General features: G+C 69.2%; 13 protein-coding genes and 1 pseudogene. 8 read left to right on the forward strand and 6 right to left on the reverse strand.

The window, feature by feature from the left end; genetic code table 11:
* Positions 1-113 precede the first annotated feature (113 nt).
* A pseudogene (locus ACWDA7_RS16515) lies at positions 114-1,117 on the reverse strand (IS5 family transposase).
* A gap of 73 nt (positions 1,118-1,190) precedes the next feature.
* Positions 1,191-1,724, reverse strand: coding sequence for a PadR family transcriptional regulator (locus tag ACWDA7_RS16520; RefSeq protein ID WP_450604920.1), 534 nt, complete (start codon positions 1,722-1,724; stop codon positions 1,191-1,193).
* 106 nt (positions 1,725-1,830) lie between these two features.
* Between ACWDA7_RS16520 and ACWDA7_RS16525 the strand changes: the two genes are divergently transcribed.
* The gene (locus tag ACWDA7_RS16525; protein ID WP_450604922.1) at positions 1,831-2,586 is read left to right on the forward strand and encodes an alpha/beta fold hydrolase; all 756 of its coding nucleotides are present in this window, start codon (positions 1,831-1,833) and stop codon (positions 2,584-2,586) included.
* 3 nt (positions 2,587-2,589) lie between these two features.
* Here the strand turns inward: ACWDA7_RS16525 and ACWDA7_RS16530 are convergent, their stop codons facing one another.
* Positions 2,590-3,189, reverse strand: a complete 600-nt coding sequence (locus ACWDA7_RS16530; RefSeq protein WP_450604924.1) for a class I SAM-dependent methyltransferase — start codon at positions 3,187-3,189, stop codon at positions 2,590-2,592.
* Between the two features lie 152 nt (positions 3,190-3,341).
* On the opposite strand from ACWDA7_RS16530, the gene ACWDA7_RS16535 reads away from it, so the two are divergent.
* The 5 genes from ACWDA7_RS16535 (at position 3,342) to ACWDA7_RS16555 (ending at position 8,359) form a co-directional block, all read left to right on the forward strand.
* Positions 3,342-4,115, forward strand: a complete 774-nt coding sequence (locus ACWDA7_RS16535) for an MHYT domain-containing protein (RefSeq protein ID WP_450604926.1) — start codon at positions 3,342-3,344, stop codon at positions 4,113-4,115.
* Positions 4,116-4,162: 47 nt separating this feature from the next.
* Positions 4,163-6,691, forward strand: a complete 2,529-nt coding sequence (locus ACWDA7_RS16540) for a sensor histidine kinase (protein ID WP_450604928.1) — start codon at positions 4,163-4,165, stop codon at positions 6,689-6,691.
* Positions 6,688-7,125, forward strand: a complete 438-nt coding sequence (locus tag ACWDA7_RS16545; protein ID WP_450604930.1) for a roadblock/LC7 domain-containing protein — start codon at positions 6,688-6,690, stop codon at positions 7,123-7,125. Before ACWDA7_RS16540 ends, ACWDA7_RS16545 begins: the two co-directional genes overlap by 4 nt.
* A 19-nt stretch (positions 7,126-7,144) precedes the next feature.
* Entirely contained in the window at positions 7,145-7,558 is a 414-nt protein-coding gene (locus ACWDA7_RS16550) for a DUF742 domain-containing protein (protein ID WP_450604931.1), read from the forward strand.
* Positions 7,559-7,753: 195 nt separating this feature from the next.
* On the forward strand, positions 7,754-8,359 hold the full coding sequence (locus tag ACWDA7_RS16555; RefSeq protein WP_450604932.1) for a GTP-binding protein: 606 nt from the start codon (positions 7,754-7,756) through the stop codon (positions 8,357-8,359).
* Between the two features lie 4 nt (positions 8,360-8,363).
* On the opposite strand, the gene ACWDA7_RS16560 is transcribed toward ACWDA7_RS16555, so the two are convergent.
* A complete protein-coding gene (locus tag ACWDA7_RS16560) occupies positions 8,364-8,792 on the reverse strand; it encodes a PPOX class F420-dependent oxidoreductase (RefSeq protein ID WP_450604933.1) in 429 nt (142 codons plus the stop codon).
* A 94-nt stretch (positions 8,793-8,886) separates the two neighbouring features.
* Here ACWDA7_RS16560 and ACWDA7_RS16565 point away from each other — a divergent pair, with 94 nt between their 5' ends.
* Complete coding sequence (locus ACWDA7_RS16565) at positions 8,887-9,300, forward strand: roadblock/LC7 domain-containing protein (protein ID WP_450604934.1); 414 nt, start codon at positions 8,887-8,889, stop codon at positions 9,298-9,300.
* Between the two features lie 191 nt (positions 9,301-9,491).
* Entirely contained in the window at positions 9,492-10,433 is a 942-nt protein-coding gene (locus tag ACWDA7_RS16570; protein ID WP_450604935.1) for a DUF6397 family protein, read from the forward strand.
* A gap of 45 nt (positions 10,434-10,478) precedes the next feature.
* On the opposite strand, the gene ACWDA7_RS16575 is transcribed toward ACWDA7_RS16570, so the two are convergent.
* The gene (locus tag ACWDA7_RS16575; protein WP_450604936.1) at positions 10,479-11,351 is read right to left on the reverse strand and encodes an acyl-CoA thioesterase; all 873 of its coding nucleotides are present in this window, start codon (positions 11,349-11,351) and stop codon (positions 10,479-10,481) included.
* A gap of 19 nt (positions 11,352-11,370) precedes the next feature.
* The gene (locus ACWDA7_RS16580) at positions 11,371-13,884 is read right to left on the reverse strand and encodes a DUF3516 domain-containing protein (RefSeq protein ID WP_450604938.1); all 2,514 of its coding nucleotides are present in this window, start codon (positions 13,882-13,884) and stop codon (positions 11,371-11,373) included.
* Positions 13,885-13,970 lie beyond the last annotated feature (86 nt).

Raw genomic sequence — 13,970 nt, forward strand, 5'->3', positions numbered from 1 at the left:
CTGGTCATGGTGGAGACGTCTCAGCCAGACCCGGGCCCGCAGCAGCCACTACAAACGCCGAGGCCACATCCTGCAACTGTGATTGCAGTACTAGGGCGCGTATTGAGTCGTGATCAATAGGTGGTCCGGGTGAGGTCTTTGATCCAGATCATCGAGGCGCGCAGGTGGAGGCCGGCGAGGTAGCTGTGCGGGGTCTTGTCATAGCGCGTGGCGATGCCTCGCCAGGCCTTGAGCTTGTTGATCAGCCGCTCGACGGTGTTCCGCTCCTTGTAGAGGTCTGCGTCGTGGCCGACGGGCCGGCCACCCCTGGAGCCCTTCTTCTTCCGGTTGGCGGCCTGGTCCTTCTTCTCCGGGATGACTGCCTTGATGCGGCGTTTCCGCAGGTGGGCCCGGTTGCCACGGGACGAGTAGGCCTTGTCCCCAGCAACCGCGTCAGGGCGGGTGCGGGGGCGGCCGACGGGCCCGCGGACCCGTATCTTCTTGAGCACGGGGATGAACTGCGGGCTGTCCGCGGCCTGTCCCGCGGTGAGGACGAACGCCAGCGGGCGGCACTTTCGGTCGGCGGCGAGGTGGACCTTGCTGGTCTGCCCGCCCCTCGACCGGCCGAGCAGGGCGGCCTTCAGCCGGAGTTTCCGCCGACGCCGGATGCGTCGTCGTTCTTCCCGCTCGGGATCGACTTCGACGTGCTGCCCGGTTTGTTCGTCGCAGCCGCCCCCTTTGACCTGGCCTTCTCCTCCTCGGTAGCGGCCTTCTCCAGAGCGGTGACAACGTCCTGGCCCAGGTGCATCCCGGCAGCGTCGTGGTGTGCCCGCGCAGTAGTGGAGTCGATGCTGACCAGAGACAGGTCCACCTCACCCCGCTTTGCGGCTTCCGCGATCAGGCCCTCCAGCAGGGCCTCGAAGACGCCTGCATCGCGCCACTGCCGGAAGCGGTTGTGGACGGTCGACCAGGCACCGAACTCCTGCGGCATCTCCCGCCACTGCCCGCCCGTCTTGAACCGCCAGATCACGCCCTCGAACTGTTGTCGCAGCCGCTCGGGGTACGGGCCGTACTGGCCGATCGGCAGGTACGGCCCGATGAACTCCCACTCTGCATCCGTCAGTTGCACTCGCGTCACACAAGACGGTCTATCGGTTCAGGCCTCGCCACAAGGCCGATTCCCACAGATTGATCACAACCGGATACGCGCCCTAGCCCCCTGTTTCCTCGAGCGAGTCGAGCGTCGCGCGCAGCCACGTCAGTTCGGCCCTGCTGGTGGCCCGCGCGATGGTGAGGATGCCGCGCCGGAAGGGGTCGTCCACCTCCTCGGCGCGCAGCGGGCGATCGCCCTCGTAGAAGAAGCTCGTGGGCTGCTGGAGGAAGGCGAGCCTGCGCCGCAGCACGGCTGCCTGTGCCGCCGGGTCCTGCAGGTGCCTGAGGAAGGCCAGCACCGTGAACCAGCGGTTCTCGTCGGTGATGTCGCGTTGCGCGGGTTCCGCGAGCCTGCGGCGCAGTTCCTCCCGGCCCTCGTCGGTGAGGGTCAGGACATGCCGCGGAGCCGCCACCGAGCCGGGCTGGGTGGTCCGTGCCAGCAGTCCCGCCTTCTCCAGCCGCTTGATCGCGGGGTACAGCGTGCTTTCCGCGACGGGCCGCACATGCCCGGTCAACGCGGTGATGCGTTTGCGCAGCTCATAGCCGTGCAGCGGAGCGTTGTGGAGAAAGCCGAGGATGGCGAGATCCAGCATGCGTGCATTCTGTCCTACGGGCGTGGTACATCGGCTTCGCAATACATCGTATCCGAGGTATCTTCCTGGGCAAGAGGACGGCGGCGAGAGCGCGAAGGGGAGGCCGATGAGGCAGGCGGAGTTCGACGGCAGCGGAAGCGCGATCCGCTGGACGGAGACGCCCGGGGCCGAACCCGCGCGTGTCTACGTGCACGGACTGGGTGCGTCCTCGGCGGTCTACAACGCACACATAGCGGCACGGCCCGAACTCGCGGGTCGCCGTACTCTCTTCGTCGACCTGCCCGGGCACGGCATCAGTGACCGCCCCGCGGCCTTCGGCTACACGCTGGAGGACCATGCCGACGCGCTGGCCGTCGCACTGGACGCGGCGGCGGTGACCGGGGTCGAAGTCGTCGCGCACAGCATGGGTGGCTCCGTGGCCATCGTGCTGGGCCACCGGCGACCCGACCTCGTCTCACGGCTGGTACTCGTCGAGGCCAACCTCGATCCCGACCCGCCGGTCGGCTCCGGCAGCAGCGGTATCGCCACATACACGGAGGAGGAGTACGTAGAAAACGGTGGCCACGCGCGCGTGCTCGAGAAGGTCGGTCCCGACTGGGCCGCCACCATGCGACTCGCCGACCCGCGCGCCCTCCACCGCACGGCGACACACCTCGTGCGGGGCACGAACCCCACGATGCGCCGCCTGCTCGAGGCGATCACGGTCGACCGGGTCTATCTCCAGGGCGAGCTGAGCGGTGAACTGGAGGGCAGGGAAGGCCTGGAGGCCGCGGGCGTGCGCGTGGTGACCGTGCCGGGCGCGGGCCATAACGTCATGTTCGACAACCCGGACGCGTTCGCGGCCGAAGTCGCTGGGGGGTGAGACTCAGACCTCGCGGACGGCCAAGGCGAGAAATCGCGCGTCCTCGTCGGCGTAGGACGTCATCCGCCAGCCGGAACCGGCCAGCACTGGGCCGAGATTGGGCTCGGCGCGCAGATCGTCGGGGGTGATCTGCCGGCCCTGCCGGGCCGCGAGGGCGGCCCGGCCGATGGGATGGAACAGCGCGAGAAGTCCGCCGGGCCGTACCACGCGCGCCAACTCCCGCAGGTTCTCGGCAGGGTGGGGGAGATGTGCGATCAGGCCCGCTGCGAAGACCGCGTCGAGGGACTCCGTGCGGAGGGGCAGCGTCGCCACGTCGGCGAGCAGCAACACGCCGTCACGGTTCCTTCCCGCCCGCACAGCGGCCTCGAGCATCGCCGGGGTCAGATCGGCCCCCAGGACCACCCCGGAGCGCCCCACGGCCGCACGCAGCGGCGTGAGGGCCCGCCCTGTTCCGCAGCCCGCGTCGAGCACGTGGTCGCCCTCGCGCAGCCCGAGAGCGTCCACAGCGGCGGCGTATGCCGGGCCGTCGTCGGGAAACCGGGTGTCCCAGTCGGCTGCGCGCGCCCCGAAGAACTCCTGAACGTGCGTGTGGTCATCGCTCATGCTTCGCATGATCCCTCACCTCCACGAACGACGCCGCAGTGCACATGTTCGAGCGTGACGTGATCCTTCCTAGTTCTTTCTGTGTCAGATTCCAACAGCTTTCGAACTGCGCGTCCGTCGCGCGCCCCCGTCGCGACTAGCGTCCCGGAGCCATGGGACACCTGGACCACGCCGCGTTCGGCTGGCTTACCCCCGTGCTGTCGTATGTGATGGCGTGCATAGGCGCCGCCCTCGGGCTGCGCTGTACGGTCCGCGCGCTGGGCACCACGGGCAGATCGCGTCGCAACTGGCTCATCACCGGGGCCTCGGCGATCGGCACCGGTATCTGGACCATGCACTTCGTTGCCATGCTCGGCTTCGGCGTCTCCGGAACCGAGATCCGCTACGACGTGCCACTGACCATCCTGAGCCTGCTGGTCGTCATGGTCATGGTCGGCGCCGGCGTCTTCGCCGTCGGCTACGGCAGGGACCGCGCCAGGGCGCTCGTCCTCGGCGGGCTGACGACCGGCCTCGGCGTCGCGAGCATGCACTACCTCGGTATGGCGGCACTGCGGCTGCACGGGGCGGTGCGCTACGACCCTATGTTCGTCGGGGTCTCCGTCCTGATCGCCGTGGTCGCGGCGACGGCGGCCCTGTGGGCGGGACTGAACATCAAGTCGCCCGTCGCGGTCACCGTCGCCTCGCTCGTCATGGGCGCGGCGGTCAGCAGCATGCACTACACCGGGATGTTGGCGGTGAGCGTTCACGTCGCGCCGTCCGGCGCGGCCCTGCCCGGGGCCACGGCGATGCAGTTCATCTTCCCCCTCGCCGTCGGCCTCGGGTCCTACCTGTTCCTGACCTCGGCATTCGTCGCGCTGTCGCCGACCGTCGGCGAACGGGAGGCGTTTGCTTCGGCCCAGCGACCCGTCGAGAGTGTGGCCCGCTGACCGCGGGCCCGGACGTCACGACCCGACATCTTCCGAGCGAGGAGTCCATGCGAACACCCCGTAGGACCCCCGGGGCCGGCGCCGAGTCGCCGTCCAGGCCGCAGGTCCGCGGTCGCCGGGCGCACGCCGCCCGCCCGGCCGGCGAGCGAACCGATATCGACGAGATCGGCAGCACCGAGCCCGCCCCACCCTTGCGGGCGAGAGGGTGGCGCATACGCCCGCGCACCGTCAGGGCCAAGGTCGTCTGCCTTCTGATGGTGCCCGTGGTCTCCCTGCTCGCCCTCTGGGCGTACGCCACCGTCAGTACCGCTCAGGACATCGCAGGGCTGCGTCAGTTGCAGCGCGTGGAGTCCACCGTGCGTGCCCCGGTCGCCGACGCCGTGGCCGCCCTCCAGACCGAACGCGCGGCCGCTGTGCGCTATGCGACCGACCCGGGGGCCGAGCAGGCGGACGACTTGAGGACACTGGCCGGACGCACCGACCGGGCCGTGTCCAAGCTGCGGCTGGGCGATCATCTCACCGTCGCCGATGGCACCGATCTGCCCGGCAACGTCCCCGGCCGCCTCGAAGCATTCGTCACTGGGGCCGAAGGCCTGCGGTCACTGCGCGACGACGTGCTCGCCCGCCGGGTTGGTTGGGACGAGACGTACGCCCAGTACACCAGGGCGATCGCCGCGGCCTTCGTAGTGGACGGCGCGCTGTCCGGGGTGCAGGACGCCGACCTCGGCTCCGACGCGCGCGTGCTGCTCGAGTTCTCACGCGCGGGAGAGTCGCTCGCCCAGGAGGACACGGTCCTCTCCAGCGCCCGCCTAGCAGGCACCCTCGACGGCGAGCGCCTGAGACTGTTCACCGGCGCCGTTGACACTCGCCGCGCCCTGACCGCGTCCGCCGTAGCCGATCTGCGCGGTTCTCAACAGGCCGCCTGGCAGCGGCTCGCGAAGGACACCGCGTACGCCGACATCGGCGCCGTCGAGGACAGGGTGCTGGGCGGCCGGCCCGGTGCTCAGGCCGTCCGCTCCGCCCCGGCCGTCACCTGGAACCCGGCACACGCGCGTGTGCAGGACGGTATGCGGGCCATCGAGGCGGACGCCGGCCGTGGCGTCGCGCACCGGGCCGATGCCTTCACCCGCGTCGTGCTCACCCCCGCCGGCGCCGCTGTCCTCCTGGGCCTGGCCGCCGTCGCCGCATCCCTCGTCATCTCCGTGCGCATCGGACGCGGACTGGTCGTCGAACTGGTCAGCCTGCGCAACAGCGCCCTGGAGATCGCCCGTCACAAACTCCCGCAGGCCATGCGAAAGCTGCGTGCCGGGGAGGAGATCGACGTCGACTCCGAGGCACCTCTCGGGCCGCCGGCCGAGGACGAGGCCGGACAGGTCGCCGAGGCTCTGAGCACGGTGCATCAGGCCGCCCTGCACGCCGCTGTCGAACGTGCGGAACTCGTCAGCGGAATCTCCGGGGTGTTCGTCAATCTGGCCCGGCGCAGCCAGGTCCTGGTACACCGGCAGCTGAACCTGCTCGACAGCATGGAGCGCCGTTCCGACGACCCGAACCAGCTGAGCGACCTCTTCCGGCTCGACCACCTCACCACGCGCATGCGCCGCCACGCGGAGAGCCTGATCATCCTCTCCGGAGCCGCACCCGGCCGTGCCTGGCGCACGCCCGTGTCGCTGACCAACGTCGTACGCGCAGCGGTCTCCGAGGTCGAGGACTACGCGCGCGTGGAGGTACGGCAACTCCCCGAGGCCTTGGTGATCGGCGCCGCGGTCGCCGACCTCACCCACCTCCTCGCCGAACTCATCGAGAACGCCGCGCAGTTCTCGCCGCCGCACACGCGCGTGCGTGTCAGCGGAGAACCGGTCGGCAACGGCTATGCCGTGGAGGTCGAGGATCGCGGCCTCGGCATGGGCAGGGAGACCCTCGCCGACGCCAACCGGCGCATCGAGCAGTCCGAGGTACTCGACCTGTGCGACAGCGACCGGCTCGGCCTCTTCGTGGTCAGCAGGCTCGCCTCCAGGCACGGCGTCAAGGTGCACCTGCAGACCTCCCCTTACGGCGGCACGACCGTGGTCGTCCTCCTGCCGACGGCTCTGTTGCACACCAGCGCGGAGGAACGTCCACCTCGGACGGCGGAGGCCGAACGGCACGAAACCCACGAGTACGCGCGCGTGGCCGCGGCCGCGGAAGGCAAGGAGCCCGTGGAGCAGACCGCGGAACGGCTCGCGCCTGCCGGGTCGGCTCCCGCCGGGACTCATGCGTCCGCCGACGCCTCGGCAGAGGGCCCGCCGTCGGTGGTCACCACGCTGAGGCTGCACCGCCCCGCGGACGACTCGGAGGGATCCGAGAGCCTGCCCCGGCGCGTACGGCAGGCGAACCTGGCCCCCCAACTGCGGGCTGAGCGCCCGCAGGAGCCTGCGACGGGCACCCCGGGCCCGGCGCGCGACGACAAACGCACCCCCGAACTGGTAAGGGACCGTATGGCGGCATACCGCGACGGCTGGACACGTGGTGGTGGCCGCGCCCCTGGCAGCGCGACGGGGCCCGTCGGCGACAGCAGCGAAGAAGGAGACCTCACGTGATCCAGGACCCGAGCATGAGGACCGCCCAGCGGTCGGGGGAACTCGATTGGTTGCTGGACGACTTGGTGGTACGTGTGAGCGAAGTGCGGCACGCCGTGGTGCTGTCCAACGACGGCCTTGCCGTGGGCGCGTCGACCGACATCAGCCGAGAGGACGCCGAGCACCTGGCGGCGGTCGCCTCCGGCTTCCACAGTCTCGCCAAGGGCGTGGGCCGCCACTTCGGTGTCGGCGGGGTGCGACAGACCATGGTCGAGATGGACGACGGATTCCTGTTCGTGGCGGCCGCCGGCGACGGGTCCTGCCTCGCGCTCCTCACGGCTGTCACGGCTGACATCGGCCTGGTGGCCTACGAGATGGCCCGCTTGGTGAAGCGCGTGGGTGAGCACCTCTACACCCCGCCCCGTGTGGGCGCGCGTCCGCCGGCCGCCGGTTGAGAGCCGGAGGCGGTTGCGGATGACCGAGGAACCGACAGGCGCGCCGTACTTGCCGGGCGGCCGGTGGTATGATCAGGAAGCGGGCCCGCTGGTCCGCCCCTATGCGATGACGGGTGGCCGCACCAGACCGGGCCCCAGCGGGGTCCGGTTCGACCTGATCGCACTCGTCTCGCTCCAGACTGGCGCGCCGAACGCGGACGACGACACCTCCCTGGGCCCGGAACACCTCGCTCTCATCGACCTGTGCCGTATCGAGACGCAGTCCGTCGCCGAACTCTCCGCAGGCGCCGACCTGCCCGTCGGCGTCGTCCGCGTGCTCCTGGGCGATCTTCTGGAACTGGGCTGTGTGACGGTCAGCCGCCCCGTACCCCCGGCTCAACTGCCCGACGAACGGATTCTGCGCGAAGTCATCGAGGGACTGAGGGCGCTTTAGGCGATGGACCGGAACCAACGTCAGCCGGACTCGCGCCAAGTTGTGCGCCCGTTCAGGTATCGAACGGGCGAGAGGTGCTCAGATCGGGCAACTAACGATCCAACTCCTGGGAGAGCGACGGAAGTTGCCATGATGCTGACTCCGCACGGATGTACCGATGTCGACCGTTGCCGGCACTCCCGAGAGAAGTGATCGATGGTCTCCGAGCACTCCGACGCCTCCGCGGACGAGACGACCGCCCTGGCGTTGAAGATACTTGTCGCCGGCGGATTCGGCGTGGGCAAGACCACCTTGGTGGGCGCGGTCAGTGAGATCAGGCCGCTGCGCACCGAGGAACTGCTCAGCGAAGCGGGCCAGTCCGTGGACGACATCGACGGCGTGGACCAGAAGGTCACGACGACCGTCGCCATGGACTTCGGGCGTATCACCATCCGGTCCGGTCTCTCGCTCTACCTCTTCGGCACGCCCGGCCAGGACCGATTCTGGTTCCTGTGGGACGAGCTCTCGCAGGGAGCCCTCGGTGCGGTCGTCCTGGCGGACACCCGACGGCTCGAGGACTGCTTCCCTGCCGTGGACTATTTCGAGCACCGGCACATCCCGTTCGTGGTGGCCGTCAACTGCTTCGTGGGCGCCCGCACCTACGGCGCCCACGATGTGTCGCGCGCCCTCGACCTCGACCAGGGCACACCTGTGGTGCTGTGCGACGCACGGGACCGCGACTCCGGCAAGGAGGTGCTGATCCGTCTGGTCGAGTACGCCGGGCGCATGCACACCGCCCGGCTGCTCGACTCCGTGAGCTGACGCGCTAATCGGCGACGGACGAGAAGGCCAGCACCGTCTCGATCCGCACCCGGACGAGGAGTTCCCCTGGGACGCCGTTGCGGGCGCCGAACTCCTCGGCCCGCTCCTCGCCCATGTACCGGGCGCCGATCCGGGCAGCCCAGAGCCGCAGCTCGTCGAGGTCCTCCGACAGCTCCGCCCGTCCTTGCAGTACGACGAAGTCGAACGGAGGCCGGTCGTCGTCCACGCACAGGGCGACGCGGCCGTCCCTGGCCAGATTCCGGCCCTTCACGGTCTCCTTCCCGGTGTTGAAGACCAGGTCGCCCCTGTCCAGCAGGAACCAGATCGGCGCCACATGCGGACTGCCGTCGGCCCGGACGGTGGAGAGCTTCGCGGTGCGGGTGCCGTGCGAGACGAAGGCTCGCCATTCCTCGTCGGTCATCTTGTGTGCCATGCCTCCATCCTGCTTGCCGGGAAGGCGGCAGTGGGGAAGGCTGGCTGATCGGATCCTCCGGCCAGGAGGAACGACGTCACGGGGAGAGAGGACCATGGCGCAGAACACCGAGCTCGGCTGGCTCCTGGACGACCTGACCGAGCGCGTGGACCACATACGGCACGCATTGGTGCTGTCCAATGACGGACTGGTGACCGGAGCTAGCACGGGGCTGCGGCGCGAGGACGCGGAGCACCTCGCGGCGGTCTCGTCCGGGCTGCAGAGCCTGGCCAAGGGCTCGGGCCGCCACTTCGGTGCCGGCCAGGCGCGTCAGACGATGATCGAATTCGACGATGCGATCCTGTTCGTCACCGCGGCCGGTTCGGGCAGCTGCCTGTGCGTGCTCAGTGCCGCGGAGGCCGACATCGGCCAGATCGGGTACGAGATGACACTGCTCGTGAACCGGGTCGGGGAGCACCTCGCCGTGGAGTCGCGGGACCGGGAGCGCACGCCGACCGTGGACCTGTGACAGTGAGGCGCACAAGCCTCCTGGATCTCCCGACGTGAGGCCCAGGCCCTCGCGGATGGTCCTCTGACCTGCGGAAACGGTGGCCGCGAGAGTTATCCACAGGTAGAAACCGGGATCCGGCGATCCGGCTACGGTTTTTCCGAGGCGGGCGTAGACCACGCTCGCAAGGGACTCCACGGGGGAGAACTGCCATGTCCGGGAAGACCATGACGTCCACCGTCGCCGACGCCACCGACAGCGCCGCAGCATCCGCGTCGCGGCGCAGGTCGCTCGCTCTGAACGGTGCCGCACGAGAACTGGACCTGAGGCGCGGGGAGTTCGATCTCGCGGTACAACTCGGGTATGTGCGGACCGTCTCCGGGGAGCTGGGAGGGGGACGCCGTGTCAAGCGTGCGGAGATCGATCGCGTGCGGCGCGAAGCCGGTTTCCCCGAGGCGCTGCGGGAGCGGGTCAAGGTGCTGGGCACTCGGGACGGAGCGGCCCTGATGGGGGTGACACCGGCCAGGTTCACCCGGTTCGCACGTCTTGGCTTGGTGGTTCCCGTCAAGTGGTATCTGAACCGCTACCGCGCGGTGGTCTGGCTGTACTTGGCCGAGGAGCTCAAGCAGTTCGCATCGGGCGAGGCGAACGCGAACCTGCTCACCGGCCGGACGCCGGAAGGGCTGCGCGACCAACTGGAGGCGGGCCTGGATCTGCGCCCCAGGAACTGGCGAGGGCGCCACCTCGGATTCCAGCTGCGTCAGTTGGAGGATCCATGGGCGAGGGCCGCAGTGGTGGCATCCCTTCTCGATCGGGCACGGGTGGAGGAGGTCGTCCGTGATCCGTACGAGCGGGCCGAGCTGTATCGCCTCCGGCCCGCGCGACCCGTGCAGGGCCCGCCCGACTCGCCTGCGGTCCGGGTCACCGCGCGGATCATGACGGCAGAGGATCCCGATGAGATCGGATGGCTCCTGGCCGATTTGGGACTGGCCCTCATCGAGGCGCGCGGGTACCGGCCCGCGCCGGGGCCATTGTCGGTGGGCCCGGACGAAGGTCCATCCGGGAGTCCGGCCGGCTCTCAGGAGCCGCAGCCCCAGCAGGAGCCGACACCGTCACGAGGCATGTTCGGGTGGCTGCGGCGCAGAAACCCGTGACCGGCGCGGCATCCGGGCAGTGACCCGGATGCCGGGCGCCCTGCGTCAGCGCTGGAGACTGCGGAACAGTCCCTCCTGGACGACCGAGACGAGCAGACGTCCCTCGATGTCGTAGATGCGGCCCCGGGCGAGGCCGCGGCCACCCACCGCGATCGGCGACTCCTGGTCGTAAAGGAACCACTCGTCCGCGCGGAACGGCCGGTGGAACCACATGGCGTGATCCAGCGACGCCATGTCGAAGCCGCGCGGTCCCCACAGCGGCTCCACGGGGATGCGGACGGCGTCCAGGAGTGTCATGTCGCTCGCGTAGGTGAGAGCGCAGGTGTGCACCAAGGGGTCGTCCCCCAACGGGCCCACGGCGCGCATCCATACGGCGCTGCGCGGCTCGGCGTCCTTGATCTCCTCGGCGCTCCAGCGCAGCCGGTCCACGTAACGGATGTCGAAAGGCTGACGCCGCGCCATCCGCTCCAGGGCATCGGGCAGTGCACCGAGGTGTTCCTCGACCTCCTGCGCCACCGTCGGCAGGGTTTCGGGGTTCGGAACCTTGCGGGCCGGAGGCAACTGGTGATCGAAGCTCCCCTCTTCAGGCTTGTGGAAGGAAGCGGTCAGATTGAAGATCGTGCGGCCTCGTTGTACGGCCGTGACCCGCCGGGTCGTGAAGGACCTTCCGTCACGCACCCGTTCGACCTGGTACACGATGGGCATTCCGGGGATGCCGGGGCGCAGGAAGTACGCGTGCAGCGAGTGCACCGGCCGTTCGCCGTCCGTGGTCCGGCCGGCGGCGACCAGCGCCTGCCCGGCCACCTGGCCGCCGAAGACCCGCTGCAGGGACTCCTGCGGGCTGCGGCCACGGAAGATGTTGACCTCGATCTGCTCCAGGTCGAGCAGATCGACAAGCCTCTCGGCTGGGTTCGTCATGAAAGCGTTTCTCCTGTGCTCACAGCTGGCCGACGTCGGTGACCCGGACGACGGCGCGGCCCTCCGCATCGGAGGCCGCAAGGTCGATCTCGGCACTGATGCCCCAGTCGTGGTCGCCGTTGGGGTCGGCGAAGGCCTGCCGGACGCGCCACAGCCCGTTCTGCGGCTCCTCCTCGATCATCAGCAGCTTCGGGCCGCGAGCGTCAGGGCCGGTGCCGAGCTCCTCGTACTCGTCCCAGTACTTATCCATCGCGGTGCCCCACGCATCGGCGTCCCAACCGGCCTCGGCGTCCATCTCGCCCAGTTCCTCGACCTGGTCGAGGGCGGCGAGTTCCACCCGGCGGAACATGGCGTTGCGGACCAGGACGCGGAAGGCGCGGGCGTTCGCGGTGACGGGCTTGACCTCGTCGGCCTTTTCCTGCGCCTCCTCGGCCGTCAGCTCCTCCGGGTTGGCCAGCTGCTCCCACTCGTCCAGCAGGCTGGAGTCGACCTGGCGCACCATCTCGCCGAGCCAGGCGATCAGGTCCTCCAGGTCTTCCGACTTCAGGTCGTCCGGGACCGTGTGATCGAGGGCCTTGTAGGCGCTGGCCAGGTAGCGCAGCACGATGCCCTCGGTGCGGGCGAGTTCGTAGTAGGAGACGAACTCCGTGAAGGAGAGCGCCCGTTCGTACATGTCACGGATGACCGCCTTCGGCGACAGCGGATGGTCGCCCACCCACGGGTGGCTCTTGCGGTAGGTGTTGTACGCCTGGAAGAGCAACTCCTCGAGCGGCTTGGGGTACGTGACGTCCTGGAGCCGCTCCATGCGCTCCTCGTACTCGAGGCCGTCCGCCTTCATCGCCGCCACGGCCTCGCCGCGCGCCTTGTTCTGCTGGGCGGCCAGGATCTGGCGCGGGTCGTCCAGTGTGGACTCGACGACCGAGACCATGTCGAGGGCGTAGGAGGGGGACTCCGGGTCGAGGAGTTCGAATGCGGCCAGTGCGAACGTCGACAGCGGCTGGTTGAGCGCGAAGTCCTGCTGAAGATCGACGGTGAGGCGCACGATGCGGCCGGTGGGGTCCGGCTCGTCGAGCTTCTCGACGATCCCGCCGTCCAGCAGCGAGCGGTAGATCGCGATCGCGCGCCGGATGTGCCGCAACTGCTGCTTGCGCGGCTCGTGGTTGTCCTCCAGCAGATGACGCATCGCCTCGAAGGCGTTCCCCGGCCGGGCGATCACAGACAGCAGCATTGTGTGGGTGACCCGGAAGCGGGAGGTGAGCGGCTCGGGCTCGGCGGCGATCAGCTTCTCGAAGGTGTTCTCCGTCCAGCCGACGAAGCCCTCCGGTGCCTTCTTGCGCACCACCTTGCGGCGCTTCTTCGGGTCGTCGCCGGCCTTGGCGAGCGCCTTCTCGTTCTCGATGACGTGCTCGGGCGCCTGCGCCACGACCAAGCCCGCCGTGTCGAAACCCGCGCGTCCCGCGCGGCCCGCGATCTGGTGGAACTCCCGGGCGCGCAGCGTGCGTACCCGGTTGCCGTCGTACTTGGTCAGTGCCGTGAACAGCACGGTGCGGATGGGAACGTTGACGCCGACGCCCAGTGTGTCCGTGCCGCAGATCACCTTCAGCAGGCCTGCCTGGGCCAGCTTCTCCACCAGACGCCGGTACTTGGGGAGCATGCCGGCGTGATGGACGCCGATGCCGTGCCGTACGTAGCGGGAGAGGTTGCGGCCGAACTTGGTGGTGAAGCGGAAATTGCCAATCAGTGCGGCGATCTCGTCCTTCTCCTCACGCGAGCACATGTTGATGCTCATCAGCGCCTGCGCCCGCTCCACGGCCTGGGCCTGCGTGAAGTGCACGATGTAGACCGGGGCCTGGCGGGAGTCCAGGAGGTCGGTGAGCGTATCGGTGAGGGGGGTGAACCGGTACTCGTAGGAGAGCGGTACCGGACGGGTCGCCGAGCGGACCACCGCGGTCGGGCGTCCGGTGCGGCGGGTCAGGTCCTTCTCGAACATCGAGACATCGCCGAGCGTCGCCGACATCAGGATGAACTGCGCCTGAGGCAGTTCCAGGATCGGGATCTGCCACGCCCAGCCGCGGTCGCCCTCGGCGTAGAAGTGGAACTCGTCCATGACGACCTGGCCGACGTCGGCCTGCCTGCCGTCGCGCAGCGCGATGGACGCGAGAACCTCGGCTGTGCAGCAGATCACAGGGGCGTCCGCGTTGACGGAGGCGTCGCCGGTCAGCATGCCGACGTTCTCGGTGCCGAAGAGCTTGCACAGCTCGAAGAACTTCTCCGAGACCAGAGCCTTGATCGGCGCCGTGTAGAAGGTGACCTCGTCCCGGGCGAGCGCGGCGAAGTGCGCCCCCGCGGCGATCATGCTCTTGCCGGAGCCGGTGGGAGTCGACACGATCACGTTCGCTCCCGAGACGGCCTCGATCAGCGCCTCCTCCTGGTGGGGATAGAGGGTGAGGCCGCGATCCCCGACCCACGCCTCGAAGGCTTCGTAGAGGGCGTCGGGGTCTGCGGTCCTGGGGAGCTGATCGATGAGGGTCACGTCCCCATCTTGCCTGCCCCGCGACCGGATGGGGGAATCGGATGCCGGTCCGAAGATCGTCAACGCTACGCTGTGGCGCCGACAAC

The organism is Streptomyces sp. NPDC001156 (genome assembly GCF_053598275.1).